Here is a 26,234-nt window from a genome sequence, read left to right as displayed (position 1 = left end):
TATTCCGTTATCGACAGTAGCAGGAACTATAAGTACCTGATACTTTCCAGAGGTGACCACTTCGAGCGAGCAGCGTCCCGACGGGCGTGACACCCGCTGGGCCGAGCACCGGCTGGCCCGGCGGGCCGAGCTGGTCGAGGCGACGCTGCGCGCCGTCCGCCGGCACGGCTCGGGGGTCGGCATGGACGAGATCGCCGCAGAAGCAGGCACCAGCAAGACGGTGCTCTACCGGCACTTCGGTGACAAGGCCGGGCTCTACCTGGCCGTCGTCGAGTCGGTCGACCGGCTGGTCACCGGCGACCTGCACCACGCGCTGTCCGGCGCCGGCTCAGCCAGCGAGCTGGCCGGCTCCGAGGCGATGATCGGGGCGGCGGTCGACTCCTACCTGGCGCTGGTCGAGCGCGACCCGGAGGTCTACCGCTTCGTGGTGGCCCACCCACTGCTCGACCGGCCGGTCGGCGACGACCCGGTCACCGGCCTGACCGTCCGGATCGGCAACGAGCTGGCTGCCCTGATCGCCGCCGCCCTGACCGGCAGCGGCCGCGACGTCGCCGCGGCCGGCGCGCTCGCGCACGGCGTGGTCGGGCTGGTGCGCGCCGCCGCCGACCAGTGGCTGGCCACCCCAGAGCCCCTGTCCCGCAACGAGCTGACCGGCCACCTGAGCGCCCTCATCCGCGGCGGCCTGACCGCCGTCCTCGCCCTCCCGGAGGACTCATGACCACCACTCACCCCGCCGACATCGACACCACGGACGCCAGCACGGACGTCCGACGCGAGCTCGTCGGCGCCCTCGTCGAGAGCCTCGGCGGGCGCTGGGCGCACGTGCGCGCCGCCGCGCGCGAGGAGTTCCGCGCCGACGTCCTGCTGCCCGACCCGACCCTGGACGTCGCGCAGCAGCGCGAGCGGGTCCGCGAGCAGATGCGGCTGCTGGCCGGCACCGGTCACGCCGCCAACGGTTTCCCGGTCAGCGCAGGCGGGCGCGGCGACGTCGGCGCCTCGGTGACGGCGTTCGAGATGCTCGGCCACACCGACCTCTCCTTGCTGGTCAAGGCCGGCGTGCAGTGGGGGCTGTTCGGCGGCGCGGTCACCAACCTGGGCACCGAGCGCCACCACTCGACCGTGCTGCCGCAGATCATCAGCCTGGAGCTGCCCGGCTGCTTCGCCATGACCGAGACCGGCCACGGCAGCGACGTGATGTCACTCGGCACCACCGCGACGTACGACCCGGCGACCGACGAGCTGGTGGTGCACACGCCCACGCCGGCCGCCCGCAAGGACTACATCGGCGGGGCGGCGCAGGATGCTCGGATGGCCGTGGTGTTCGCGCAGCTGATCACCGGCCCGAGCGAAGCGCCGCAACGGCACGGGGTACACGGCGTCCTGGTACCGCTGCGCGACGACTTCGGTCAGCTGCTGCCCGGCGTCCACATCGAGGACTGCGGCCCGAAGATGGGCCTGAACGGCGTCGACAACGGACGGCTCGTCTTCGACCAGGTGCGGGTGCCCCGGACGAACCTGCTGAACCGGTATGGCGACATCGACGCCGAGGGCAGTTACCACAGCCCGATCGAGAACCCGACCCGACGCTTCTTCACCATGCTCGGCACGTTGGTACGCGGGCGGATCAGCGTCGCCGGTGGCGCCGGCGCCGCGACCCGGACGGCGCTGAGCATCGCGATCCGGTACGCCGCGGTGCGCACCCAGTTCACCGCGCCCGGTTCGGACGAGGAGGTGCGGCTGCTCGACTACCGCACCCACCAGCGACGGCTGCTGCCGGCGCTGGCCACCTCGTACGCGCTCGCCTACGCGCAGAACGACCTGGTGGCGCTGATGCACGACGTGCAGACGGCGCTGCAGTCCGACGCCCCGCCGGACGAGACGTCCCAGCGCGAGCTGGAGTCGCTGGCGGCCGGGGTGAAGGTGATGGCCACCTGGCACGCGACCCGCACTATCCAGGAGTGCCGCGAGGCGTGCGGCGGCGCCGGCTACCTCGCCGAGAACCGCTTGCCCGCGCTGAAGGCCGACACCGACGTGTTCACCACCTTCGAGGGTGACAACGTCGTGTTGCTCCAGCTCGTCGCGAAGGGCCTGCTGACCAGCTACCGCGACGCCTTCGGCGACCTGGACACGTTGGGCACGTTGCGTTTCGTCGCGCGGCAGGTGGCCTCGACGGTGGCCGAGCGGACGTCGGCGCGCACCTTCGGCATGCGGCTGTCCGACGCCCGTACCCGTGGCCGCGAGGACGGCGACCTGCTGGACCGGGCCGTCCAGCTGCGGTTGCTGGCCGACCGCGAGGAGCACGTGCTGTCCGGTCTGGCGCAACGGATGCGGGTCGCCGGCCGGCCCGGCGCCGACGCGTTCGCCGTGTTCAACGACGCACAGGACCACGTGCTGCTGGCAGCGAGGGCGCACGTCGAGCGGGTCGTCGCGCAGTCGTTCGCGGACGCGGTCGAGCGTTGCGCGGACCCCGCCGCCCGCGAGCTGCTGGACGAGCTCTGCACGCTGCACGTGCTGTCCGGCGTGGAGCGCGACCGTGCCTGGTACCTCGAGCACGGCCGGCTCACCGCGGCGCGAAGCAAGCAGGTCGTGGCGCTGGTCAACGCGTCCTGCGCGCGGATCCGCCCGCACGCGCTCGAGCTCGTCGACGGTTTCGGGATCCCCGATGCCTGGCTCGCCGCCCCCATCGCCCTGCCCTCCTAGCCGCTTGACCCCGAGCGCTGGCGCGGACTGCCGTTGATCACGTTAGGAAGTCGTACCCCTACATATGCAGGGCTCTACGCCTCGAGAAGTTGCACTCCACCCACTTAACGTGATCAACATCCGGGGGGCTGGCGGGTGGCGGGGGGAACTGACCGGTCCGGATGGTGGGACGTCGGTGTCGCGCCTTGACATCGGACGGGCGCCGCCGTCAGCGTTGCAACATGGCTGAGGTGCAGCTCCGTGAGCTCGTCGTGCGTCGGCACGTCGACCTCATGCGACTGTGCAGCGCTGCGTGTCGTCCCGCTCAGGCCTGACGACCCCCAGCCCCCGCCGCCCGCAGGATGCGCCGCGGCCGCCTCGAAAGCCACGACATGACTCTCACCGCCTCACCCCGACCCACCCGCACCTCCGAGTGGACGACGCACGAACTGGCCCTCGTCGTCCGCCGGGTCGCCAGCCAGCCGCAGCTGTGGCGCCCCAAGGTCCGGTTCACCGCCGAGCGGTTCTGGACCCGCCTGCCCGGACCGGACGACGTCGACGTCTGGCTGCTCACCTGGCTGCCCTCCCAGGCCACCGACCTGCACGACCACGGCGACTCCGCGGCCGCGTTCGCCGTGGTCCAGGGCGCGCTGACCGAGGTGCGCGCGGACGACGTCCTCGGCATCTGGTCCACCACGCTGCACGCTCCGGCGGTCCGGGTGGTCGAGCCGGGCATCATCCACGACGTGCGCAACGACCTGGTCAAGCCGGCCGTGAGCATCCACGCCTACGGCCCGCGGCTGGAGCGCATGCGCTACTACGACGTGGACGACCAGGGCGCCCTCGTCGAGTCCCGCACCGTCTGGTCACGCGACCCCGAGCTGTCGGCATGAGCACCGCAGTCGTCAGCCGACCGCTGACCATCGACGAGGTGCTGGCCCGGGCGCGCGGGCAGCTGCATCGAGTCAGCCCGGGCCAGGCGCACCGCGAACAGGTGGACGGCGCCCTGCTGGTCGACATCCGACCTGCGGCCCAGCGCACCATCGAGGGCGAGGTGCCGGGCGCGCTGGTCGTCGAGCGCAACGTGCTCGAGTGGCGGCTGGACCCGACCAGCGAAGCCCGTCTGCCGCAGGCGGTCGACCACGACGTCCGGGTGCTGGTGCTCTGCTCCGAGGGGTACACCTCGAGCCTGGCGGCGGCGGCTCTCGTCGAGCTGGGACTGCGTCGCGCCACGGACGTCGTGGGCGGCTTCCAGGCCTGGCGGGCAGCAGGGCTGCCCACGACAGGCTGACCCGCGGGTGGCATGCTCGCGATGGCCCAGACGTCGTCGCCGGGAGGTCCCATGTCCATCGCAGCCTCGGTCGCCGACCAGTTCCCGGACGGCGCGTTCGGGATAGTCGGGGACACCATCGGCTTCTCCGTGGACGAGCTCACCGGCGACGTGATGCGGGCGCACTGGAAGGTCGTGCCCGCTGTGCACCAGCCGCACGGCATCCTGCACGGCGGCATCCACGCCTGGATCCACGAGACGGTGGCCAGCGTCGCCGGCACGGTCTGGTTCGGCGACAAGGGGTACGTGGTCGGGGTCTCCAACCAGACCGACTTCTTCCGCGCCGTCCGCGAGGGGACGATGACGACGGTCGGCACGCCGCTGCACCGCGGCCGCTCGCAGCAGGTGTGGATCGTCGAGACCCGCGACGAGGGGGACCGACTGATCGCCCGCGGTCAGGTGCGGCTGCAGAACATGGCCAGCAGCAGCTGAACTGGGCCGGCTCGTCGGCGGCCGACACCTCCAGGTCGACGTCGCAGGTCTGTGTTCGACCCACCGCGGGTAGCGTTGAGCAGGTGAACCAGCCCCTGAACGACGTGTTCGTCCTGGACGCCGTCCGCACCCCGTTCGGCCGCTACGCGGGTGCGCTGTCCGGCGTCCGGCCGGACGACCTGGCAGCGCACGTCGTGCGCTCGATCGGCGAGCGCAGCCCGGACCTCGACCCGGCCGACGTGGACGACGTCCTGCTGGGCACCGCGAACGGTGCCGGCGAGGACAACCGGAACGTTGCGCGGATGGCGGTGCTGCTGGCCGGCTGGCCGACGTCGGTACCCGGCGCGACCGTGAACCGGTTGTGCGGCAGCGGTTTGGAGGCCGCCATCGGCGCGCGGCGAGCGATCGCGGTGGGCGATGCCGAGCTGATGGTGGCCGGTGGCGTCGAGTCGATGAGCCGCGCGCCCTGGGTCCTGCCCAAGCCGTCCACGCCGTTCCCGCGCGGCCACGAGACGCTGCACTCCACGACGCTCGGCTGGCGGATGGTCAACCCTGAGATGCCCTCCGCCTGGACGATCTCGCTGGGCGAGAGCACCGAGCACCTGGCCGACCTGCAGGGCATCGGCCGCGAGGCGCAGGACGAGTTCGCCGCGCGCAGCCACCAGCTGGCCGACGCGGCCTGGACGGCGGGCGCCTACGACACCGAGGTGGTGTCCGTCCCGGGCACCGACCTGGAGCGCGACGAGTCGGTCCGGCCCGGTTCGACCGCGGCGAAGATGGCCGGGCTCAAGCCGGTGTTCCGCACCGACGGCAGCGTGACGGCCGGCAACTCCTCACCGCTGAACGACGGCGCCAGCGCGGTGCTGCTCGGCTCGGCGGCCGGTGCCGAGCGGGCCGGTCGCCAACCGTTGGCCCGGGTGGTGTCGTCCGGGGTCAGCGGGGTCGACCCGGACGTGTTCGGCATCGGACCGGTAGAGGCCGCGAACACCGCGCTGAAACGGGCCGGCATCGGTTGGGGCGACCTCGCCCAGGTCGAGCTGAACGAGGCCTTCGCGGCGCAGTCCCTGGCCTGTCTGGCGGGCTGGCCGGACCTGGACCCGGCGATCGTCAACCCGCACGGCGGCGCGATCGCCATCGGGCATCCGCTCGGCGCGTCGGGCGGCCGGGTGCTCGGCCACCTGGCGCACTCGCTGCACGCCCGAGGGGGCGGCTGGGGCCTGGCAGCGCTCTGCATCGGTGTCGGGCAAGGCATCGCGGTCGTGCTGCGAGCCTGACCGCCGACCGCAAGAACTTAACCAAAACGACCCTCCCCACGGCGTTCTCAGCGCGCTACGGTCGCCAACGTGCCGGAACGGCTCCGGCGGGATCAGGGGATGGTGTCCATGCATGTGAACCGCATCGTCGTCGCCGGCTCGGCAGCAGCGGCCGTGGCCGCGGCAGTGCTCACCGCGCCCATCGCGAGCGCCGCGTCCACCGGCGACCTCGTCCTCGTGCAGACCCGGCACTCCCTGCTGGGCACGCACACCTGGTACGCGCAGACGTTCCACGGGCTGCCTGTGCTGGACGCCTTCTACGCCAAGCACGTCGACCGTTCCGGTCAGGTCACCGTGGACGACGGACGGCTGGCGGTGCCGGTTTCGCTGAGCACCGAGCCCGCGGTCTCCGGCGCCACCGCCGAGAGTGTCGCCCGCACCTCGCTGAGCACGGCCGCGGCGGCCGCCTCGAGGTCCGCGGCCCGCTCGACCCGGGCGGGCAAGGACAGCCCCGCGTCCGTGACGACCGGCTCGTCGCAGCACGCGCGACTGGCCGTGCTGGGCGGGTCGAACGCTCGGCTGGTGTGGCAGGTCACCGCCACCGGTGCGGACGGCAGCAGCGAGTCCTTGGTGGACGCCCGCTCCGGCAAGGTCATCTCGCAGCGCAGCCTGGTCAAGCGCGAGAGGGGTCAGGGCCAGGTGTTCTCGCCGAACCCGGTGGTCGCGCTGCACAACGAGAACCTCACCGACAAGCACGACGCCGACCAGGCGGTGCTGAACCCCGCCTACAAGAGCGTCGTCCTGACCAACCTGTCGGGCAACGGCAAGCTGCAGGGTGCCTACGCCCGGATCGTGAACGCCCACCAGGCGACGTCTGCCACAAACACCTTCAACTACAAGCGGCACAACGACCTCTTCGAGCAGGTGCAGGCGTACTACGACATCACCCAGGCTCAGCTGTACCTGCGCAGCCTGGGCTTTACCGACGTCAACGCCGAGCCGCAGAAGGTCCGGACCAACACGATCCCGGACGACAACTCGTTCTACGACTCCTCCGACGACTCGATCACGTTCGGCCGCGGCGGCGTGGATGACGCGGAGGACCAGGAGGTCGTCTGGCACGAGCTCGGTCACGCCATCCAGGACGACCAGGTGCCCGGCTTCGGCGAGAGCGAGCAGGGTGGCGCGATCGGTGAGGGCTTCGGCGACTACTGGGCCGTGACCATGTCCGAGCCGGTCAGCAACGGCTTCGACCTGCCCTGCGTGATGGACTGGGACTCCACGTCGTACACCGCCGGACCGTCGCACTGCCTGCGGCGCACGGACGGCGTGAAGACCACCGACGACATCGACGGTGAGGTGCACGACGATGGCGAGATCTGGTCGCGGGCCCTGTGGGACATCCACCTCGTACTCGGCCGCACGTCCGCCGACAAGGTGATCATCGAGTCGCACTTCGGCATCTCGCCGACCACCACCTTCGCTGCCGCCGCCCGGCACACCGTGCAGACCGCCCGGGTCATGTACGGCGACACCGCGGCCGCCAAGGTGCGCAAGGCATTCGTCGACCGCAAGATCCTCGGCTGACCGAAGCCCAGCGAGCCGGCCCGGGCCCCTACCAGGGGGTCCGGGCCGGTCTCGTCCCGGCGGATATGGTGGCGCCACCGGTGACTCTCAACGACGAGGAGCGGACGTGGACAAGGTCGTAGCCAGCGCCGAACAGGCCGTGGCCGACATCAGGGACGGCGCCAGCCTCGCCGTCGGCGGGTTCGGCCTCTGCGGCATCCCGTCGGTGCTGATCGAAGCGGTGCTCGCCCAGGGAGCGAAGGACCTCTCGGTCGTCTCCAACAACTGCGGCGTGGACGGCGTGGGCCTTGGGGTGCTGCTCGGCGCCGGTCGGATCCACCGGGTCACCGCGTCGTACGTCGGTGAGAACAAGGAGTTCGCGCGGCAGTACCTGGCGGGTGAGCTCGAGGTCGAGCTGACCCCGCAGGGGACGCTGGCCGAGAAGCTGCGGGCCGGCGGTGCGGGCATCGCCGCGTTCTTCACCCCGACCGGGGTCGGCACCCAGATCGCCGAGGGCGGCCTGCCGTGGCGATACGACGCGGACGGCGCGATCGCGAAGTCCTCCCCGGCCAAGGAGGTGCGCGAGTTCGCGCTCGGCGGCGCCGACTCCCGCGAGTTCGTGCTGGAGGAGTCGATCGTCACGGACTTCGCGCTGGTCCGGGCCGCGCTCGGTGACCGGCACGGCAACCTGGTCTTCCACGAGTCCGCACGCAACTTCAACCCGGTCGTCGCGATGGCCGGACGGATCACCATCGCCGAGGTCGAGCGGCTGGTCGAGCCGGGCGAGATCGACCCGGACGATGTCCAGCTCCCCGGCGTCTACGTGAGCCGCGTGGTCGAGCTGACCCCCGAGCAGGCGGCGGACAAGCGGATCGAGAAGCGCACCGTCCGCGCGTCGTCCGCACCGATCCCGAACCAGGAGGCCTGAGATGGCGCTGACCCGCGAGCAGATGGCCGCCCGCGCGGCCCGCGAGCTGTCCGACGGCTCCTACGTGAACTTGGGCATCGGCCTGCCGACGCTCATCCCGAACCACCTGCCGGACGGCGTGCACGTCGTCCTGCAGTCCGAGAACGGCATCCTCGGCGTCGGCGCCTACCCGACCGAGGACGCCGTCGACCCGGACCTGATCAACGCCGGCAAGGAGACGGTCACCGTGCAGGCGGGGTCGTCGTACTTCGACTCGGCGCTGAGCTTCGGGATGATCCGCGGCGGCAAGATCGACGCGGCCGTGCTCGGTGCGATGCAGGTCTCGACGTCCGGCGACATCGCCAACTGGATGATCCCCGGCAAGATGGTCAAGGGGATGGGCGGCGCGATGGACCTGGTGCACGGCGCCAAGAAGGTCGTCGTCCTGATGGAGCACGTGGCCAAGGACGGCAGCCCCAAGCTGCTCGCCGAGTGCGACCTGCCGCTGACCGGCAAGGGCGTGGTCGACCGGATCATCACCGACCTGGCCGTGCTGGACGTCGCGGGCGACCACTTCCAGCTCGTCGAGCTCGCGGACGGCGTCAGTCTGGCCCAGGTGCAGGAGGCCACCGGAGCACCGGTCACGGCGGGCTGAGGCCACCATGACCCGGCCATCCTTCGACGACCGACGACTCTCGTTCGGCGCTGCCGCGGCACGCTACGAGCGGTTCCGCCCGCCCTTCCCGGCGGACGCGGTGCGCTGGGTCCTGGACGGCGCGACCAGGCCGGTCGAGGACGTCGCGGACGTCGGCGCCGGCACCGGGAAGCTGACCCGGAGCCTGGTCGAGGTAGCACCGCGGGTGACCGCGTTCGAGCCGGACGCCGGCATGCTCGCCGAGCTGGCGCTGCGCGTACCGCAGGCGGCCCGGCAGCAGGCGCGGGCCGAGGCGCTGCCGGTCGCCGACCACACCTTCGACGCGGTGACCGTTGCGCAGGCGTGGCACTGGTTCGACCGGGCCGCCGCGGCCGCCGAGTTCCGTCGGGTGCTGCGCCCAGGCGGGGTGATCGCCCTGGTGTGGAACATCCGCGACGACCACGTGCCGTGGATGGCCGACCTGTCGAAGCTCCTCGAGAGCGACGAGCGGCCGACCTCGATCGGCGAGATCACCGAGATCCTGCCGACCGCCGAGCGCGCCGAGTTCACCCACACCGTGCCGATGGCGGCGGACGACGTCATCGGGCTGCTGTCGACCATCTCGTACGTTCGCCTGCGACCCGACGCGGACGAGGTGTACGCGGCTGCCCAGGACTTGTTGGCCAGCCATCCCGACACCCGGGGCCGGGACGTCCTGGACGTCCCGTACGTGACCTCGACCTTCCGGATCCCCGTGCCCTGAGGCTGGGGTCCGGCTGCATGTCGAGAAGCTCCGACCGGCTCCGCTCATCAGCTGAAGGGCCACGACAGGCGCGGCCCAGGAATCAGGAGACCACCATGGCGAAGTACCTGCTCCTCAAGCACTACCGCGGCGGCCCGGCGCCGCACCGTCCGGTGCCCCCGATGGACCAGTGGGAGCCCGAGGACGTCGAGGCGCACATGGCCTTCCTCCGGCACGTCAGCGAGCTGCTCGAGCAGAACGGCGAGTTCGTCGACGCCCAGGCGCTCACCCCCACCCAGACCTGGGTGCGCTACGGCGGCCCGGACGCCGCGCCCGTGACCACCGACGGCGCCCTGCCCGAGACCAGCGACCTCGCCGCCGGCTGGTACATGATCGACGTCGAGTCGTACGAGCGGGCGGTCGAGCTCGCGGCGTACGTCTCCTCCGAGCCCGGGCCGGGCGGGACGCCGCTCTACGAGTGGATCGACGTCCGCGAAGTCATGTCCTAGGCCTGCTCGGCTGATCAGGCGTGACCGACGACCCGACACCGGCACTGGACGAGGGCGCGCTGCGCGCCCTCGTCCCGCGGGTGCTCGCGGGCCTGGTGAGGCGCGGCGAGGACTTCGACACCGCCGAGGACGCGCTGCAGGAGGCACTGCTGGAGGCTCTGCGGGTGTGGCCAGAGCACCCGCCGCGCGACCCGCGGGCGTGGCTGACCACGGTCGCCACCCGCCGGCTCGTCGACGTCCGCCGCAGCGAGTCCGCCCGGCACCGCCGGGAGGACGCGACGTACGCCGAGCCTCGGGCCGCCGCCACCGAGGCGGGCGACGACACCCTCTTCCTGTTGTTCTGCTGCTGCCATCGCGACCTCACCCCCGCCTCCCAGGTGGCGCTGACCCTGCGCGCCGTCGGTGGTCTGACCACCCGCGAGATCGCCGACGCGTTCTACGTCCCGGAGGCGACGATGGCGCAGCGGATCAGCCGAGCCAAGCGGGCCTTGCAGGGGCGGGCACTGGACCAGCCCGGCGACCTCGCCGTCGTGCTGCGCGTGCTGTACCTCGTCTACACGACCGGCCATGCGGGCCGGGTCGACCTGGCCGTCGAGGCGATCCGGCTTGCCCGCCAGCTCACCCTGGCCACCGAGGAGCCGGAGGCGCGCGGGCTGCTCGCGCTGATGCTGCTCAACCACGCCCGGCTGCCGGCGCGGCTGGACGGCGAGGGTCGGATCGTCACGCTCGACCGACAGGACCGGTCCCGGTGGGACACCCGCGAGATCGCCGAGGGCGTGCGCGTGCTGCAGTCGGCGCTCGCCGTCCAGCGCTTCGGCCGCTACCAGGTCGAGGCCGCCATCTCCGCGTTGCACGACGACGCGGCGAGCGCAGCTGAGACGGACTGGCCGCAGATCCTCGCCTGGTACGACGACCTCGTCGCGCTCACCGACGACCCGGTGCAGCAGGACCCCGCCGCGGTGCTCGGGCGCGCGGTCGCGGTGGGTCATGTCCTCGGCCCCGCCGCCGGGCTGCGCGAGACCGATCGGGTGCGTGAGGTGATCGGCGACCGGCACCGCTGGCACGCAGTCCGCGGCTACCTGCACGAGCTGGACGGCGACCTGCCCGCCGCCGCTACGGCGTACGCCGAGGCTGCCCGGCTGGCCACGAACGTCGCCGAGCGCGACCACCTGGTCCGTCAGGCCGCCCGAGCGCGGACGTCGACGGGGAGTCCGTGAGATACGCGGCTCAGGCTGCGACCGCACCCTCGGCCGGGACGTCTGTCTTCTTGGCGTTGATCAGCAGCGCCGACGTCAGCAGGGCGCAGCCGAACAGCACCGCACCCCAGAAGAACGCCACGTGGTAGCCGTGGATGAGCGCGTCCGGGCCGAGCTGCTGGGCTTCCTGCGCGCTGCGCACGTGCGCGGCCAGGTAGGCCGTCACCGCCCCGGCGAACAACGTGTTGAGCAGAGCGGTGCCCAGAGAGCCGCCGATCTGCTGCGAGGTGTTCAGCACCGCACTGGCCACACCGGCGTCATGGTGACCGACGCCGATCAGGGCGGTGCTCGCCGCCGGGATGAACACGCAGGCGAGCCCGATGCTCATGATCAGCTGCGAGGGGAAGACATGCGTCCAGTACGACGTGGTCGCCGAGATCTGGGTCAGCCAGAGCATGCCGAGCGCCGCCATCACCAGGCCCGGAACCATCAGCGCCCTCGGCCCGACCCGGGGTAGCAGCTGGGCCACGACGCCGGCCATCGCGATGATGCCGAGGCTGAACGGCAGGAAGGCGAAGCCGGCCTTGAGCGGGCTGTACCCGAGATTGACCTGGAAGTAGTACGTCAGGAACAGGAACATCGCGTACAGCCCGGCACCGACGAAGAGGAATGCCAGGTAGGCGCCACCGCGGTTGCGGTCCAGCACGATGCGCAACGGAAGCAACGGGTTCTTCGCCCTGGTCTCCCAGATCACGAACGCGGTGAGCAGGATCGCCGCGATGACCAGGAAGGTGATGGTCGTCGAGTGCGTCCACCCCTGCACCGAGGTGTCGCTGCGGTCGCCCGGGTTCTTCGCCCGCGCCGCCTCGGTGAAGCCGTACACCAGCGACACCAGACCGAGGCTGGACATCAGCACGCCCGGGATGTCGTAGCGGGTGTCTCCAGGAGCCCTGCTCTCGTGCACCAGCGGGACGGCCGCCAGCGCGACGATGATCGCCACCGGCGTGTTGACCAGCAAGCACCAGCGCCAGGAGGCGTACTCGGTCAGCACCCCGCCGATGATCAGGCCGATCGCTGCGCCACCGCCGGCCAGCGCACCGAATACGCCGAACGCCTTCGCCCGCTCCTTGGGGTCGGTGAACATGACCGTGACGATCGACAGCGCGGCCGGCGCCATCAGCGCCGCGAACCCACCCTGCAGTGCGCGGGCCGCGAACAGCAGCCCCTGGGTCGAGGCGATACCGCCGAGCGCCGAGGCGCCCGCGAAGCCCAACAGACCGATGATGAAGGTGCGCTTTCGTCCGGTGTAGTCGGCGATCCGACCACCGAGCAGCAGCAGGCCACCGAAAGCCAGCGTGTACGCCGTCACCACCCACTGCCGGTCGGCGTTGCTGATGCCGAGGTCCTCCTGCGCGCTCGGCAACGCGATGTTCACGATCGAGGCATCCAGCACGATCATCAGCTGGGCCGCGGCCAGTACCGCCAGCGCCCACCACCGGCGTGGATCCGGCGCTTCGACCGCGTCCGGGCCGGACTGCCCGAGGGCGGAGACCGGCGTCGTTTCGTCGGCTGGGCTCGCAGGAGTGCTCACTGAAACCTCCGTGGGGCAGGTCGGCCGGTCCAAACTGACTCAAGACCTGCAACGACCCTCGCCAAGATCCCATGCCCGCTGCAACGGAATTTGTCTGCGTGCGGGTATTTCGATGACTCGGGCATTTCTGTCTGAACCGGGACAACCCACCCGCATGGCGAGGCCCGTAGGCTGATCCGGTGGACGGCGCCGCGACCTACCGAGACCTCGCGGAGTCAGCATGGAGTTGGGTTCTCGGGCAGGTCCGCGAGGACGACGGGCCCTGGCTGCCGGACTCCGTGCCGGACGACGATCCCGACCCGGCGCAGCCGGCTGACGACCGCGACTCGCTGTACGCCGGCATTGCCGGCCTGGCACCGGCTCTCGCCGAGATCGCCCGCTCTCGCGAACTGACCGACACCGAGCAGGAGTTGCGGGACCGCGTCGTGGCCCGGCTCACGGAGCAGGCGGCGGTGCGGGTCGAGCCCTCGCTGTACGACGGCCTGGCCGGGGACGCCACTGCGCTGCGGTTGCTGGCGCCGGGCGCGGAGAAGGTTGCCCTGGACCGGCTCGCCGCGCTGGCCACGCCGGACGGCTGGCCCACCACGATCACCATCAGGCCGGACTCGCACGCTCCGCTGACCGACATCGTGATGGGCACCGCGGGCATCGTGCTGGCGGCCATCTGGGCCGACGGCGAGCAGTCCGCGACGATCGCGACGACCGGCTGCGAGGCGCTGCTGGCCGCCGCGGACCGGACCCCAGCCGGGCTGGACTGGGGCATGTGGCCGGGCCATCCCGCACGCGGCCCGAACTACTCGCACGGCACCGCCGGCATCGCCACGGCGCTGGCCGTCACCGGTGCGGCACAGGGACGGCAGGACTTCGTGGACGCCGCGGTCGAAGGTGCCCAGCACCTGCTCGACGTCGGCTCGCTCGAGGACGGCGGGTTCGTCGTCCCGCACACCATCCCGCCGTCCACCCGCGAGGTCGAGCCGGTCACCTACACGTGGTGCCACGGGCCGGCCGGCACGTCGTACCTGTTCGCGGCGCTCGGGCACGCGGGGGTGCAGACGGTGGCCGGCTGGGACGTCGCCGAGCTGCGCGAGCGGTGCCTGCACTCGGTGCTGGCTTCCGGTGTGCCGCAACGGTTACGCCCCGGCTTCTGGGACAACGACGGGCGTTGCTGCGGCACCGCCGGGGTCGGCGAGGTGCTGCTGGACGCCGCCCAGGACACCTCGGACCCGGCGCGGTCGGCACAGCTGCTCAGTGCCGCCGAGCTGATGGGCGAGGCGTTGGTGGAGCGGGCGATCCGGGACGACGACGGCGCCCGCTGGCGCTTCGTGGAGTACCGGCAGGAGCCGCCCCTGCTGCCGCCGGGGACGTCGTGGATGCAGGGCGCTGCCGGGATCGCCGCGTTCCTGCTGCGGTTGAGCCGGGTGCTGCGCGACGGCCTGGAGGCGCCGGTGGTCGACCGCCCCGACCAGTGGTGGGCGGTCCCGGCCGGCCTGCTCACGGTGCACGCTGGAGCGCCGCGGTAGGTCCGGCGGGTGCCACTGCCGGCCGGTCGTGACAGGGTGATCAGCATGCGAGCGACCCTGATCCACGGCACCCGTGACATCCGACTCGAAGACGTCCCCGACCCCAAACTCGAGCTGCCCTCCGACGCGGTGGTGCGCGTCGTCGCCAGCTGCGTGTGCGGCTCGGACCTCTGGCCGTACCGTGGCGTGCGCCCGGTGAAGAAGCCGACCCGGATCGGCCACGAGTTCGTCGGCGTGGTCGAGGCGGTCGGGGGCGACGTCCGCACCGTCCGGACCGGCGACTTCGTGATCGCGCCGTTCGCGCTCAGCGACGGCACCTGCCCGCACTGCCGCAACGGAATCCATACCTCGTGCGAGCACGGCCAGTGGTGGGGCAGCGAGGACGACGAGGGCCGGATGATCGACGGCGGGCAGGGCGAGTACGTGCGGGTGGCGATGGCCGACGGCACGCTGGTCGCGACTCCCGAGCTGCCGGACGACGCGATGGTCGCGTCGCTGCTCACGCTGTCCGACGTGATGGGCACCGGGCACCACGCAGCCCACGCGGCCGGCGTCGGACCGGGCCAGACCGTGGTCGTCGTCGGGGACGGCGCGGTCGGGCTGTGCGCGGTGCTGGCCGCCCGCCGGCTCGGTGCGGAGCGGGTGATCGCGATGTCCCGGCACGCGGATCGGCAGGCGGTGGCTCGGCGGTTCGGCGCCGATGTCATCGTCGAGGAGCGCGGCGACGACGGAGCGGCCCGGATCGAGGAGCTGACCGATGGTGTCGGCGCCGACGCGGTGCTGGAGTGCGTCGGCACCAAGGAGTCGATGGCGCAGGCCATCGCGTCCGCACGGCCTGGCGGCCGCGTCGGGTACGTCGGCGTCCCCGCCGGCGGGCCGGAGCTGCCCATCGGGACGCTGTTCTCCTCGAACATCACCGTCGGCGGCGGGGTGGCGCCGGTGCGCGCGTACATCCCCGAGCTGCTCGCCGACGTGTGGGCCGGCCGGATCGACCCCGGGATCGTGTTCGACCGGACCTTCCCGCTCGCCGACGTGGCCGACGCCTACCGCGGGATGGACGAACGCACCGTGATCAAGGCGCTCCTGACCCCGTGAGCACCCTGCGCCTGCGGTGGACGTCGGACGCCGCGGAGTTCCTGGAGCGCACGGGTGGCTTCCTACGCGGCCGACCGGTGGAGCACAGCATCCTGCTCAGCGTGCCCGCGCAGTGGGTCGGCGTGCGCAGTGAAGCCGCCGACGCGAACTGCTGGCTCTGGGTCGAGGACGGCGACCAGGTGCTCGCGGCGGCGATCCTGACGCCCCCGCACGGTGTCGGCGTCTCCCCGGCACCTGACGAGGCGGTGCGGCTGATCGCCGCCGAGCTGTACGACGAGCGCCCGCAGCTGCCCTCGGTGTCCGGCGTCCGCCCCGCGGCCGAGACGTTCGCGGCGACCTGGCGCGAGCTCGGTGGCCCACCCGCCAGCACCGCGATGGCGCAGGGCCTGTACGTCGCGGACCCGGTGCAGCAGCCGGACGGGGTACCCGGGCGGTTGCGTCTGGCGCAGCCGGTCGAGGCCCCCTTGCTGCGGCAGTGGGTCGACGGCTTCTACCGTGAGGCCGGCGGCGTGCACGACGACCAGGACATCGTCGGTCCGCGGATCGAGGCCGGCCGGCTGTACTTGTGGGACGTCGACGGCGATCCGGTGTCGATGGTCGCGCACACGGCGGCCGAGGGCGGCGTCACCCGAGTGCAGCTGGTCTTCACCCCGCAGCCGTTGCGCGGCAACGGTTACGCGAGCGCCGTGGTCGCCGCACTGACCCAGCAGGAGCAGGCCCACCCCGGTCGCGTGTGCATGCTCTACACCGATCTGGCCAACCCGACGTCCAACAGGATCTACCAGCGAATCGGCTACCGCCGGGTCGGCGACGCCGTCACGCTCGCTTTCGGCTGAGCGCGCGGCCGGGCCGCCCGCACTACTCGCCGGTGACGCCGTCGATGGCCTCACGGATCAGGTCGGCGTGCCCGTTGTGCCGGGCGTACTCCTCGATCATGTGCACCAGGATCCAGCGCAGCGAGACCTCCTCGCCCCACTTGGCTTGGTAACCGCGCTCGTCCAGGGAGCCGGCGTCGGCCTCGATCGCCCGGGCCTGCTCGACCTCGGCCCGCCAGGCTGCCCAGGCCTGCTCGGCGTCCGCATCGGTGGCGTCGTACGCAACCTGGAAGTCGCCGTCCGCGGACCACACCAGCGCGATGTCCTGCCGGGCGAAGACCCGACGGAACCAGGTCCGCTCGACCTCGGCCATGTGCCGGACCAGGCCGAGCAGGGACAGCTGCGAGGGTCCGGCCGCCTTGAGTCGCAGCTGCTCGTCGGACAGGCCCGCGCACTTGTGCTCGAGGGTGGCGCGGTGCCAGTCGAGCCAGACCCGCAGGCCCTCTCGCTCGCCGCCGGTCAGAGGAGGGTCGATCCGCGTGTCAGTCACGGGGTAGGTGTCTACCAGCCGGTCCGATCTAGGCTAGGACCGGCCACCACCCGCAGCAACGACAGCAAGGAGCGGTATGGGCGACATCGTCGTCTTCACCGGCAGCGCCCACCACGAGCTGGCCGAGGAGATCTGCTCCGACCTCGGAGTCGAGCTCGCGCCGACCAACATCACCCGGTTCAGCAACGACTGTATCCAGGTCCAGCTGCGCCAGAACTGCCGCCAACGCGATGTGTACATCGTGCAGCCGCTGGTGTCCCCGGTGCAGGACAACCTGGTCGAGCTGCTGCTCATGCTGGACGCCGCCCGCGGCGCCTCCGCCGCGCAGATCACGGCGGTGATCCCGCACTACGCCTATGCCCGCTCCGACAAGAAGGACGCGCCGCGGATCTCGATCGGTGGCCGGCTGGTCGCGGACCTGATCGCCACGGCGGGCGCCGACCGGGTGCTGACCATGGCCCTGCACGCCCCCCAGGTGCACGGCTTCTTCTCCGTCCCGGTGGATCACCTGTCGGCCATCGACGAGATCGCCATGCACTACAAGCACACCGACCTGTCCAACACGGTCGTCGTCTCGCCCGACCTGGGCAACGCCAAGACCGCCACCCGGTTCGCCAGGATCCTCGGCGTCCCGGTCGCGGCCGGCAGCAAGCAGCGGCTGGCCGACGACAAGGTGGTGATCGACGCGATCGTCGGTGACGTCGAGGGCAAGGACGTCATCGTGCTGGACGACGAGATCGCGACCGGCGGGTCCGTCGTCGAGCTGCTGGACGCGCTCAAGCGGCACGGCGTACGCAGGGTCTCGCTGGCCTGCACGCACGGCCTGTTCACCGGGAAGGCGATCGAGCGGCTGTCCGCCCGCCCGGACATCGCCGAGGTGGTCACCACGAACACCGTGCCGCAGGGCGACCACTACGGGCTGCCGAACCTCGAGGTGCGCTCCATCGCGCCGTTGTTCGCGGACGCGATCAGCCGGATCCACCGCGGCGAGTCGGTGAGCAGCCTGCTCTCCGACGTCGTCACCACCGGCTGATCCCCGCGGGCGCTGCTCAGCACGGTCCTGTCGACAGGATCGGATGACGGCAAAGGCGCCCGCCTGTGCTCGGCACGGCCAAGACCCGTCAACCGCTCCTGTCCGACGGACCGAAAGGCGAGGTGGCCAGGTGGCACGCTTCGCCGGCGGATAGCCTGCCTCCGTGAACACGCACGCCAAAGCCCCTGCCCAGGTGTGCATTGTCGGCGCCGGTGCGGTGGGCGGCATGATCGGCGCCCGGCTCGCCGAGGCGGGCACGGCGACCTCCGCCCTCGCCCGCGGCGCGACGCTGGAGGCATTGCGGGACAACGGCTGGCAGCTGCACGAGCAAGGTCGGCTGCGCGGCGGCCCGGTCGTCGTCAGTGACGACCCCGCCGAGCTCGGTCAGCCGCCGGTGATCGTGCTGGCGGTCAAGGCCCAGGCGCTGGCTGCGCTGGCCGCGCGAATCGAACCCATGGTCGGTCCGGACACCGTGCTGGTACCGGCGATGAACGGCGTGCCGTGGTGGTTCTGCGAGGGGCTCGGCGGCCCGGTGGACGGGATGCGGCTGGGAAGCGTCGACCCGGACGGCGCGATCGCCGCAGCGCTGCCGGCCAGCCAGGTGGTGGGCTGCGTCGTTCACCTCAGCGCCAGCACATCCGCGCCCGGGGTGAGCGTGCACGGCACCAAGCAGGAGCTCATCCTTGGCGAGCCGGACGGCGCGGACTCCACGCGGCTGCACGAGGTGGGCGATCTGCTCACCGCAGCGGGGTTCGACATCACCCGCTCGGCCAGGGTGCAGACCGACGTCTGGTTCAAGCTGTGGGGCAACATGACCATGAACCCGATCTCGGTGCTGACCGGCACCACGATGGACCAGATCGTCGGCGACGACCTGGTGGTGGGGTTCATCCGCGAGATCATGATCGAGGCCCGCGAGATCGGCGAGCGGATCGGCACCCCGGTCGAGCAGGACGTCGACGAGCGGCTGGAGATCACCCGGTCGATGGGCCCGATGCGCACCTCGATGCTGCAGGACGCGGACGCCGGCCGGTCCATCGAGCTGGACGCGCTGGTCGGTGCGGTCCACGAGCTGGGTCGAGCCGTCGACGTGCCGACCCCGTTCACCGACGCGCTGCTCGGTCTGACCCGGGTGGCGGCCCGGGCCCGCGGCCTCTACCCGGCCTGATCCGTGGCCCGCCGACGGCACGATCTGGAGTCACTGCTCGACGTGGCGGTGCTGGTGTACACCGAGCGCGGCTTCGATGGCACCAGCATGGGCGACCTCGCGGCAGCCGCCGGGCTCTCGAAGTCGTCGCTGTACCACCACGTCGAGTCCAAGGAGCAGCTGCTCCGGCTGGCGCTGGACCGCGCCGTCGAGCCGCTGTTCGGGGTGCTCGACGAGCCGCGCTCGCGGGACGGGCGGGCCATCGACCGCCTCGAGCACGTCGTTCGCCGCGAGGTCGAGGTGCTGGTCGACCGGTTGCCTTACGTGACGCTGCTGCTGCGGGTGCGCGGCAACTCTGAGACCGAACGCTGGGCTCTGGCCCGGCGGCGCGAGTTCGACCACGTGGTCGCCGATCTGGTCGCGCAGGCCGCGGCGGACGGAGACGTCCGCGCCGACGTCGACGCCGGCCTGGTCTCCCGCCTGCTGTTCGGCATGATCAACTCGCTGGTCGAGTGGTACGACCCGGCCGCGCCGGCCGCCCTGGACGGTGCTCTGCTGGCCGAAACCCTTGTGCGACAGGCCTTCGACGGCCTGCGGGCCGTGCGGTGAGCCCGCCAGCGCGCTCAGCCGGGTAGCGAGGTCAGCTTGAACACCGCACCGGTCGGGTCGCTGACCGTGGCCAGCCGGCCGTACGGCGTGTCCATGGCCGGCTCGAGCACTGCGCCGCCGAGCCGTTCCACCTGCTCGATGGTGGCGTCGACGTCCGCGCTGCCGAAGTAGCAGAACCACTCGCTCACGTCCGGCGCGAAGGTCGAGAAGTCCATGATCCCGGCGACCGGGGTCGCGTCGTCCGCCATCAGCTGGCTGTACCGGAACTCGTCGGTATCGCCGACCGCCTTGACCGGACGGCCGAAGACCTTGGCGTAGAACGCGACCACGTCCGCGTACCTGTTGGTGTGCAGCTCGTGGTAGCTCGCCGCCCCCGGGCGGGCCTGCGCGAACTCGCGGCCACCGGTGAGGTCCTGCCAGAGCCCGAACGGAGCTCCAGCCAGGTCGATGGCATAGGCCATCAGCCCGATGTCGGCCACCGGGTGCGGGCCGAACGGCACCTGGCCGCCCTCGGCGACGATCGTCCGGGCGATGGCAACGGCGTTGGTCGCGGCGAAGTAGGTCGTCCAGCCGTCGGGCTGGCCGATGGCGGGGTCGTTGGCCACCATGCCGGCCGCCATCACGCCGTCCAGCGAGAAGTTGACGTAGTCGTTGAACTCGGGTGCCGTCTCGTGCGCCTCCCAGCCGAAGAGCGAGCCGTAGAACTCACGGCTGCGGGCCGGGTCGCCGGATCGCAGGTCCATCCAGCAGGGTGCTCCGTTGTCGGTCATGCCCCGGTAGACAGCCGATCCGCCCAGAACTCATCGCCGCCAGTTGCAGGGCCGCCGGGCGACGGGCATACTTAACCGACCGATCGGTCGGTTTGAGGGAGAGCAGCCAACGATGGACGACGTCCAGCAGCAGGAGCGCTTCGACGCGCTCATCGCCGACGACCAGCGCATCGAGCCGCGCGACTGGATGCCCGAGGGCTACCGCAAGACGCTGATCCGGCAGATCGCCCAGCACGGGCACTCCGAGATCATCGGCATGCAACCCGAGGGCAACTGGATCAGCCAGGCCCCGAGCCTGCGGCGCAAGGCGATCCTGATGGCCAAGGTGCAGGACGAGGCGGGCCACGGCCTCTACCTTTACTCCGCGGCCGAGACGCTCGGCATCGACCGCGCCGAGCTGCTCGACATGCTGCACAGCGGGCGGCAGAAGTACTCCTCGATCTTCAACTACCCCACCCTGTCCTGGGCCGACATGGGCTCGATCGGCTGGCTGGTGGACGGGGCCGCGATCGTCAACCAGGTACCTATCTGCCGCTGCTCCTACGGTCCGTACGCCCGGGCGATGGTGCGGATCTGCAAGGAGGAGTCGTTCCACCAGCGGCAGGGCTTCGAGATCCTGCACCACCTCAGCCACGGCACCCCCGAGCAGCACGAGATGGCTCAGGAGTCGGTGAACCGCTGGTGGTGGCCGAGCCTGATGATGTTCGGCCCGCCGGACGACGCCTCGCCGAACTCCGCGCAGTCCATGGCCTGGGGCATCAAGAAGCACAGCAACGACGAGCTGCGCCAGCGGTTCGTGGACATGACCGTGCCGCAGGCGCAGGTGCTCGGCCTGACGCTGCCCGACCCCGAGCTCGAGCTCGACGAGCAGAGCGGGCACTACCGGTTCGGCGAGATCGACTGGACCGAGTTCATGGAGGTCATCAAGGGCAACGGCCCGTGCAACGTCGAGCGCATCGAGCGCCGGCTCGGCGCGCACGACGAGGGCGCCTGGGTGCGCGAGGCCGCGATGGCCTACGCGGACAAGCAGTCGGCCCGCACCAGGGGAGCGGTGGCATGAGCGACCGACGCGACTGGCCGCTGTGGGAGGTGTTCGTGCGCGCCCGCCGAGGGCTCTCGCACGGGCACGTCGGGTCGCTGCACGCACCGGACGCCGAGATGGCGCTGCGCAACGCCCGCGACCTCTACACCCGCCGCGGTGAGGGCGTGAGCATCTGGGTCGTGCCCAGCTCCACGATCACCGCGAGCAGCCCGGACGAGAAGGACTCCTTCTTCGACCCGGCCGCCGACAAGATCTACCGCCACCCCACGTTCTACGAGATCCCCGACGAGGTGCAGCACCTGTGAGCGCGACGACAACCACCTCGCTGCGCGACTACGCCCTCGCACTGGGGGACGACGCGCTGGTCCTCGCCCAGCGCTGCGGTCAGTGGATCACCCGCGCCCCGCAGCTGGAGGAGGACGTCGCACTGGCCAACATCGGGCTCGACCTGCTCGGCCAGGGTCGGGCGCTGCTCGACTACGCGGGCCAGGTCGAGGGGGACGGCCGCGGTGAGGACGAGCTGGCGTACCTGCGCGACGCCGAGGACTTCCGCAACGTTCGCCTGGTCGAGTTGGACAACGGCGACTTCGCGGTGTCGATGGCACGCCTTCTTGCTTTCTCGACCTACCAGCTCGGGCTCTACACCGCGCTGAGCGAGAGCAGCGACGAGCTGATCTCCGGAGTCGCCGCGAAGGCGGTCAAAGAGGTCACGTACCACGTCGACCACGCTGCCGAGTGGGTGCTGCGGCTCGGCGACGGCACCGACGAGAGCCATCGCCGCATGCAGTCCGGGCTCGAGCTGGTCTGGCCGTACGTGCCCGAGCTCTTCGATGCGTCCGAGATGGACGCCGACCTGCTGGCCAGCGGGGTGGCCGTCGATCCGTCCACGCTCTACGAGTCCTGGCACACAACGGTTCTGGACGTGCTGACCCGCGCCACGCTGACCGAGCCGGTGCAGGCGCCGGACCCCGCCCGCGGTCGGCGCGGCGAGCACTCGCCGGCGCTCACCGAGCTGCTGCACGAGATGCAGGGCCTGCACCGCGAGCACCCGGGGGCGACGTGGTGACCAGCACCCTGGACCGGGCCAGCGCGTACACCGCAGCCGCCGCGGTGCTGGACCCCGAGGTGCCGGTGCTGACCATCGAGGATCTAGGCGTGCTGCGCGCCGTCCAGGTGGCCGAAGACGGCTCGGTCGACGTCACGATCACCCCGACCTACTCCGGTTGCCCGGCCATGCAGACGATCGCGGACGACGTCGCCACCGCGCTCGCCGAGGCCGGCTTCGGGCCCGTCCGGGTCGCCACCGTGCTCGCTCCCGCGTGGTCGACGGACTGGATGAGCGAGGACGGACGACGCAAGCTCAGCGAGTACGGGATCGCGCCGCCCAGCCCGCCCAGCCCGACCACAGGCGACCGCCGGAACGGACCGGTCCAGCTGACCCTGGGCCGTCGGCCTGAGCTGGTCGCCTGCCCGCAGTGCGGCTCGACCCGGACCCGCGAGCTGTCCCGGTTCGGCTCGACCGCCTGCAAGGCGTTGTGGCAGTGCGAGTCCTGCCACGAACCGTTCGACCACTTCAAGGCGATCTGATGACCACCGAGTCGGCCCCCGGCGTGGGCACCACGAGCACGGCGCCGCAGGTGTCGGCCCGCACGCACGCGTCGTTCAACCCGCTGCGGCTGGCCGGCATCGGCCACCTGACGAACTCCTCGGTGACCCTGACCTTCGACGTCCCGGCCGCGCTGCGTGAGGCCTACCGGTTCACCCCGGGCCAGCACCTGACACTGCGGACCAGCATCGACGGCGAGGAGGTGCGGCGCAGCTACTCGATCTGCGCGCCGCCGTCCTCCGGGCTGCTTCAGGTAGCGGTCAAGACGCTGGAGGGCGGCGCGTTCTCCAGCCACGCGCGCACCGGCCTGTCGGTCGGCGACGAGCTCGACGTGATGACCCCGGCCGGACGGTTCGGCGTCCCGCTCGACCCGACCCAGCACAAGTCCTACGCCGCCATCGTGGCCGGCAGCGGCATCACCCCGGTCATGTCCATCCTGCCGGCGGTGCTGGCGACCGAGCCGCAGAGCACCTTCACGCTCGTCTACGGCAACCGGGACAGCGGGTCGGTGATGTTCGTCGAGGAGCTCGCCGACCTCAAGGACCGCTATCCGGACCGGCTGCAGTTCGTGCACGTGCTCTCCCGCGAGCCGCAGGACGCCGACCTGCTGACCGGCCGCATCGACGACACCAAGCTGGACGTGCTGCTGACCTCGCTGCTGCCGCCGGAGACGATCGACGAGTGGCTGCTCTGCGGTCCGTTCGAGCTGGTCCAGCAGGTCCGCGCGGCACTGGTCGACCGGGGCGTGGCGAACGAGGCGATCCACCTCGAGCTGTTCCACGTGGACGGCGAGGCGCCCCGGCTCGCCCGCCTTCGCACCGAAGGCACGGACGCCGGGTGCCAGGTCACCGTGCGGCTGGACGGCCGCAGCACGTCGTTCTCGATGCCGGACGAGGGGTCCGTGCTGGACGCCACGCTGGCCGTGCGGGCCGACGCTCCGTTCGCCTGCAAGGGCGGGGTCTGCGGGACCTGCCGGATCAAGGTCGTCGAGGGCGACGTGGAGATGAGCCGCAACTTCGCGCTGGAGCCCTCCGAGATCGCCGAGGGCTTCGCCCTGGCCTGCCAGTCCGTCCCGACATCCGACCGGCTCGTCGTGGACTTCGACGCCTGAGCCACAATGCCCCGGTGACCACCCCAGCTCCCGGCATGCCCGTCGTCCCGGACCTCGGCCCGCACGGGCCGGTGCGTCGAATCGGTTCGCGCACGTTCGACTTCAGCCGCCAGGTCGCGGTGATGGCGATCGTCAACCGCACCCGGGACTCGTTCTACGACAGCGGCTCCACGTTCGACTTCGACCCGGCGCTGACCGCCGTCCGGCAGGCCGTGGCGCTGGGCGCGGACTGGGTGGACATCGGCGGTGTCCCCTTCTCGCCGATCGCCGGTCCGGTCAGCGAGCAGGAGGAGATCGACCGCGTCGTCCCGCTGGTGCAGGCGGCTCGCAGGGCCACCGACGCGGTGATCTCGGTCGACACGTTCCGGGCAGCGGTGGCCCGCGAGGCGCTGCGCGCCGGGGCCGACGCGATCAACGACACCTCCGGCCTGCACGACCCCACGATGGCGCGACTGGCCGCGGCCGAGGACGCCACGCTGATCATCTGCCACAGCAAGGCCGCACCGCTCGCCAAGCTGGCCAGCCCGAAGTACCACGACGTGGTCGCCGAGGTCCGCGAGTTCCTCCTCGACCGTATCCAGGTCGCCCGCGACGAGGGCCTGGCGGCGGACCGGATCATCGTCGACCCCGGCCATGACCTGAACAAGAACACCCACCACTCGCTGGACCTGACCCGTCGGCTCGGCGGGCTCGCCGACCTCGGCTACCCACTGCTGGCTGCGGTGTCCAACAAGGACTTCATCCAGGAGACGCTCGACCTGACCAAGGACAAGCTGTTGGCCGCCACCACCGCCACGCACGTGTTCTGCATCCTGCAGGGTGCACGCATCCTGCGCGTGCACGACGTCGCGGCTGCCGTGTCAGCGGCTCGGATGACCGAGTCGATCCTCGGCTGGCGCCCGCCGTCCCGGACCGGCCACAACCTCTGAACTCAGCGCACCCGCGTCGACACCAGAGAAGGTGGGGACTTCAGGGCGTTTCCGTCCCCACCTTCTCTGGTCTCAGGTGGAGTCCGGTGGGCCAGCAGCGGCCGTGAGACCAGCGCGACGGCCCCCGCGACCAGTGCGAGCACGAGCAGCCGGACGGCGTCCGACTCGCTCAGCGGAGTGAGCTGACCCCAGCGGTGCACGTCGAAGCCGGTGACCAGCAGCCAACCCAGGACGGCGACGAGCGCAGCCGTCCGAAGTCGCACTCCGATGCAGCAGGCCAGGGTCAGCGCCCCGACCACTGCGACGGCGACTGCGACACGGTCGCCGCTGAGCAACGACGCGACCAGCAGTCCGACGGCCAGCGCCACAGCCGGCGCCACGCCGTCCCAGCTACGGAGCTTCTCGATCCCGGTCATGCCTGCATCGTGCGCCCGGACCTGCCGGTCCGACCCCGGTCCTTGCGGTTTCCTGACACCGACGCCCCCGATCCTGACGCGGAACTAACGCCTGACGAGTGCGTCCAGGGCCAGATTGAGCTCCAGCACGTTGACCCGTGGCTCGCCGAGGAAACCCAGGGGCCGGCCCTGGACATGGTGGTCGACCAGCGCACTGACCTGCTGCACGCTCAGTTCGCGTTCGCGTGCGATGCGTGCGACCTGCAGGCGCGCGTACGCCGGGCTGATGTGCGGGTCGAGCCCGGAGCCGCTGGCCAGCAACGCGTCGGGCGGCACCTGGGACGGGGCGACACCGTCAAGTGCTGCCGCGGCGCCGCGGCGCTCCTTGACCGCTGTGACGAGATCCTCGTTGTTCGGTCCGAGGTTGGACGCTGAGGTCGACAGCGGGTCGTAACCCAGTCCGGCGGCAGACGGCCTGCTCTGGAAGTACGCCGGGTCGGGCTCGACGACCGGGTTTCCGTCGGCGTCGAGCTTCGGCTTGCCGTTCTCCAGCACCGGCTGGGTGAACGCCTGTCCGATCAGGCTCGAGCCCACGGTCCTGCCGTCTCGGGTGACGAGCGACCCGTTGGCGTTGTCATGGAAGCCAGCCTGCGCGACGCCCATCATGACCAGCGGGTACGCGAGGCCGAGGATGACGGTCAGCACGAGAAGGGTCCGCAGCGCGGCCAGGTACTGCCGCACTTCGGGGGAGGTTCGGGGTGACATGGTGGACG

29 protein-coding genes are annotated in these 26,234 nt (G+C 71.4%); 24 read left to right on the top strand and 5 right to left on the bottom strand.

Going from position 1 to position 26,234, the window contains the following annotated elements:
- The first annotated feature begins 52 nt into the window (after positions 1-52).
- From ACPPVT_RS00840 to ACPPVT_RS00785, 12 genes are all read left to right on the top strand, one after another.
- A complete protein-coding gene (locus tag ACPPVT_RS00840; protein ID WP_426564553.1) occupies positions 53-718 on the top strand; it encodes a TetR/AcrR family transcriptional regulator in 666 nt (221 codons plus the stop codon).
- The gene (locus ACPPVT_RS00835; protein WP_426564552.1) at positions 715-2,700 is read left to right on the top strand and encodes an acyl-CoA dehydrogenase; all 1,986 of its coding nucleotides are present in this window, start codon (positions 715-717) and stop codon (positions 2,698-2,700) included. Before ACPPVT_RS00840 ends, ACPPVT_RS00835 begins: the two co-directional genes overlap by 4 nt.
- Before the next feature lie 371 nt (positions 2,701-3,071).
- Positions 3,072-3,572, top strand: coding sequence for a cysteine dioxygenase (locus ACPPVT_RS00830; RefSeq protein ID WP_426564549.1), 501 nt, complete (start codon positions 3,072-3,074; stop codon positions 3,570-3,572).
- Complete coding sequence (locus tag ACPPVT_RS00825) at positions 3,569-3,970, top strand: rhodanese-like domain-containing protein (RefSeq protein WP_426564547.1); 402 nt, start codon at positions 3,569-3,571, stop codon at positions 3,968-3,970. The genes ACPPVT_RS00830 and ACPPVT_RS00825 overlap by 4 nt, the downstream gene beginning before the upstream one ends.
- A 51-nt stretch (positions 3,971-4,021) precedes the next feature.
- Complete coding sequence (locus ACPPVT_RS00820; RefSeq protein WP_426564545.1) at positions 4,022-4,441, top strand: PaaI family thioesterase; 420 nt, start codon at positions 4,022-4,024, stop codon at positions 4,439-4,441.
- A gap of 95 nt (positions 4,442-4,536) precedes the next feature.
- Complete coding sequence (locus ACPPVT_RS00815) at positions 4,537-5,715, top strand: thiolase family protein (protein WP_426567246.1); 1,179 nt, start codon at positions 4,537-4,539, stop codon at positions 5,713-5,715.
- Positions 5,716-5,784: 69 nt separating this feature from the next.
- Complete coding sequence (locus tag ACPPVT_RS00810; protein ID WP_426564543.1) at positions 5,785-7,281, top strand: bacillolysin; 1,497 nt, start codon at positions 5,785-5,787, stop codon at positions 7,279-7,281.
- Between the two features lie 106 nt (positions 7,282-7,387).
- Positions 7,388-8,188, top strand: coding sequence for a CoA transferase subunit A (locus tag ACPPVT_RS00805; RefSeq protein WP_426564541.1), 801 nt, complete (start codon positions 7,388-7,390; stop codon positions 8,186-8,188).
- Position 8,189: 1 nt separating this feature from the next.
- Positions 8,190-8,822, top strand: a complete 633-nt coding sequence (locus ACPPVT_RS00800; protein WP_426564539.1) for a 3-oxoacid CoA-transferase subunit B — start codon at positions 8,190-8,192, stop codon at positions 8,820-8,822.
- Between the two features lie 7 nt (positions 8,823-8,829).
- Positions 8,830-9,564 carry a class I SAM-dependent methyltransferase gene (locus tag ACPPVT_RS00795; protein WP_426564537.1) on the top strand — a complete coding sequence of 245 codons (735 nt, stop codon included), beginning with the start codon at positions 8,830-8,832 and terminating at the stop codon, positions 9,562-9,564.
- A gap of 95 nt (positions 9,565-9,659) precedes the next feature.
- The gene (locus ACPPVT_RS00790; protein WP_426564535.1) at positions 9,660-10,052 is read left to right on the top strand and encodes a YciI family protein; all 393 of its coding nucleotides are present in this window, start codon (positions 9,660-9,662) and stop codon (positions 10,050-10,052) included.
- 20 nt (positions 10,053-10,072) lie between these two features.
- On the top strand, positions 10,073-11,269 hold the full coding sequence (locus tag ACPPVT_RS00785) for an RNA polymerase sigma factor (protein ID WP_426564533.1): 1,197 nt from the start codon (positions 10,073-10,075) through the stop codon (positions 11,267-11,269).
- 10 nt (positions 11,270-11,279) lie between these two features.
- Here ACPPVT_RS00785 and ACPPVT_RS00780 read toward each other — a convergent pair whose 3' ends face one another.
- Positions 11,280-12,839 carry an MFS transporter gene (locus tag ACPPVT_RS00780; protein WP_426564531.1) on the bottom strand — a complete coding sequence of 520 codons (1,560 nt, stop codon included), beginning with the start codon at positions 12,837-12,839 and terminating at the stop codon, positions 11,280-11,282.
- Between the two features lie 179 nt (positions 12,840-13,018).
- On the opposite strand from ACPPVT_RS00780, the gene ACPPVT_RS00775 reads away from it, so the two are divergent.
- From ACPPVT_RS00775 to ACPPVT_RS00765, 3 genes are read left to right on the top strand one after another with little or no spacing between them, the layout of a single operon-like run.
- Positions 13,019-14,359, top strand: a complete 1,341-nt coding sequence (locus tag ACPPVT_RS00775; RefSeq protein ID WP_426564529.1) for a lanthionine synthetase LanC family protein — start codon at positions 13,019-13,021, stop codon at positions 14,357-14,359.
- Positions 14,360-14,404: 45 nt separating this feature from the next.
- Entirely contained in the window at positions 14,405-15,454 is a 1,050-nt protein-coding gene (locus tag ACPPVT_RS00770) for a zinc-dependent alcohol dehydrogenase family protein (RefSeq protein WP_426564528.1), read from the top strand.
- Positions 15,451-16,290 (top strand): GNAT family N-acetyltransferase, encoded by an 840-nt coding sequence (locus ACPPVT_RS00765; protein WP_426564527.1) that lies wholly within the window; start codon positions 15,451-15,453, stop codon positions 16,288-16,290. Before ACPPVT_RS00770 ends, ACPPVT_RS00765 begins: the two co-directional genes overlap by 4 nt.
- Positions 16,291-16,312: 22 nt before the next feature.
- Here the strand turns inward: ACPPVT_RS00765 and ACPPVT_RS00760 are convergent, their stop codons facing one another.
- A complete protein-coding gene (locus ACPPVT_RS00760) occupies positions 16,313-16,819 on the bottom strand; it encodes a DinB family protein (protein WP_426564525.1) in 507 nt (168 codons plus the stop codon).
- Between the two features lie 76 nt (positions 16,820-16,895).
- Between ACPPVT_RS00760 and ACPPVT_RS00755 the strand changes: the two genes are divergently transcribed.
- The 3 genes from ACPPVT_RS00755 (at position 16,896) to ACPPVT_RS00745 (ending at position 19,608) form a co-directional block, all read left to right on the top strand.
- A complete protein-coding gene (locus ACPPVT_RS00755) occupies positions 16,896-17,852 on the top strand; it encodes a ribose-phosphate diphosphokinase (protein WP_426564523.1) in 957 nt (318 codons plus the stop codon).
- 226 nt (positions 17,853-18,078) lie between these two features.
- Positions 18,079-19,020 (top strand): 2-dehydropantoate 2-reductase, encoded by a 942-nt coding sequence (locus tag ACPPVT_RS00750; protein ID WP_426567245.1) that lies wholly within the window; start codon positions 18,079-18,081, stop codon positions 19,018-19,020.
- A gap of 3 nt (positions 19,021-19,023) precedes the next feature.
- The gene (locus ACPPVT_RS00745) at positions 19,024-19,608 is read left to right on the top strand and encodes a TetR/AcrR family transcriptional regulator (protein ID WP_426564521.1); all 585 of its coding nucleotides are present in this window, start codon (positions 19,024-19,026) and stop codon (positions 19,606-19,608) included.
- A gap of 14 nt (positions 19,609-19,622) precedes the next feature.
- Here ACPPVT_RS00745 and ACPPVT_RS00740 read toward each other — a convergent pair whose 3' ends face one another.
- Positions 19,623-20,351 (bottom strand): VOC family protein, encoded by a 729-nt coding sequence (locus tag ACPPVT_RS00740; protein ID WP_426564519.1) that lies wholly within the window; start codon positions 20,349-20,351, stop codon positions 19,623-19,625.
- 139 nt (positions 20,352-20,490) lie between these two features.
- On the opposite strand from ACPPVT_RS00740, the gene paaA reads away from it, so the two are divergent.
- The 6 genes from paaA to folP are packed head-to-tail and all read left to right on the top strand — an operon-like array spanning position 20,491 to position 25,066.
- On the top strand, positions 20,491-21,438 hold the full coding sequence (gene paaA / locus ACPPVT_RS00735) for a 1,2-phenylacetyl-CoA epoxidase subunit PaaA (protein ID WP_426564517.1): 948 nt from the start codon (positions 20,491-20,493) through the stop codon (positions 21,436-21,438).
- Complete coding sequence (gene paaB / locus ACPPVT_RS00730) at positions 21,435-21,725, top strand: 1,2-phenylacetyl-CoA epoxidase subunit PaaB (protein ID WP_426564515.1); 291 nt, start codon at positions 21,435-21,437, stop codon at positions 21,723-21,725. Before paaA ends, paaB begins: the two co-directional genes overlap by 4 nt.
- Positions 21,722-22,486 carry a 1,2-phenylacetyl-CoA epoxidase subunit PaaC gene (paaC, locus tag ACPPVT_RS00725; RefSeq protein ID WP_426564513.1) on the top strand — a complete coding sequence of 255 codons (765 nt, stop codon included), beginning with the start codon at positions 21,722-21,724 and terminating at the stop codon, positions 22,484-22,486. Before paaB ends, paaC begins: the two co-directional genes overlap by 4 nt.
- Positions 22,480-23,007: a 1,2-phenylacetyl-CoA epoxidase subunit PaaD gene (gene paaD / locus ACPPVT_RS00720; RefSeq protein WP_426564511.1), complete on the top strand. Its 528-nt coding sequence runs from the start codon at positions 22,480-22,482 to the stop codon at positions 23,005-23,007. Before paaC ends, paaD begins: the two co-directional genes overlap by 7 nt.
- A 23-nt stretch (positions 23,008-23,030) precedes the next feature.
- On the top strand, positions 23,031-24,137 hold the full coding sequence (gene paaE / locus ACPPVT_RS00715) for a 1,2-phenylacetyl-CoA epoxidase subunit PaaE (protein ID WP_426567244.1): 1,107 nt from the start codon (positions 23,031-23,033) through the stop codon (positions 24,135-24,137).
- 35 nt (positions 24,138-24,172) lie between these two features.
- Positions 24,173-25,066 carry a dihydropteroate synthase gene (folP, locus tag ACPPVT_RS00710; RefSeq protein ID WP_426567243.1) on the top strand — a complete coding sequence of 298 codons (894 nt, stop codon included), beginning with the start codon at positions 24,173-24,175 and terminating at the stop codon, positions 25,064-25,066.
- 2 nt (positions 25,067-25,068) lie between these two features.
- Here folP and ACPPVT_RS00705 read toward each other — a convergent pair whose 3' ends face one another.
- A complete protein-coding gene (locus ACPPVT_RS00705; protein ID WP_426564509.1) occupies positions 25,069-25,482 on the bottom strand; it encodes a hypothetical protein in 414 nt (137 codons plus the stop codon).
- An 84-nt stretch (positions 25,483-25,566) separates the two neighbouring features.
- On the bottom strand, positions 25,567-26,226 hold the full coding sequence (locus ACPPVT_RS00700) for a potassium-transporting ATPase subunit C (RefSeq protein WP_426564507.1): 660 nt from the start codon (positions 26,224-26,226) through the stop codon (positions 25,567-25,569).
- Positions 26,227-26,234: the final 8 nt, after the last annotated feature.

The sequence above is a fragment of the Angustibacter sp. McL0619 genome (assembly GCF_049994355.1).
In the GTDB taxonomy this organism is placed as follows: Bacteria; Actinomycetota; Actinomycetes; order Actinomycetales; family Angustibacteraceae; genus Angustibacter.
Note: the sequence above shows the minus strand (reverse complement) of the source record. Positions and strands in the feature narration are given on the sequence as shown.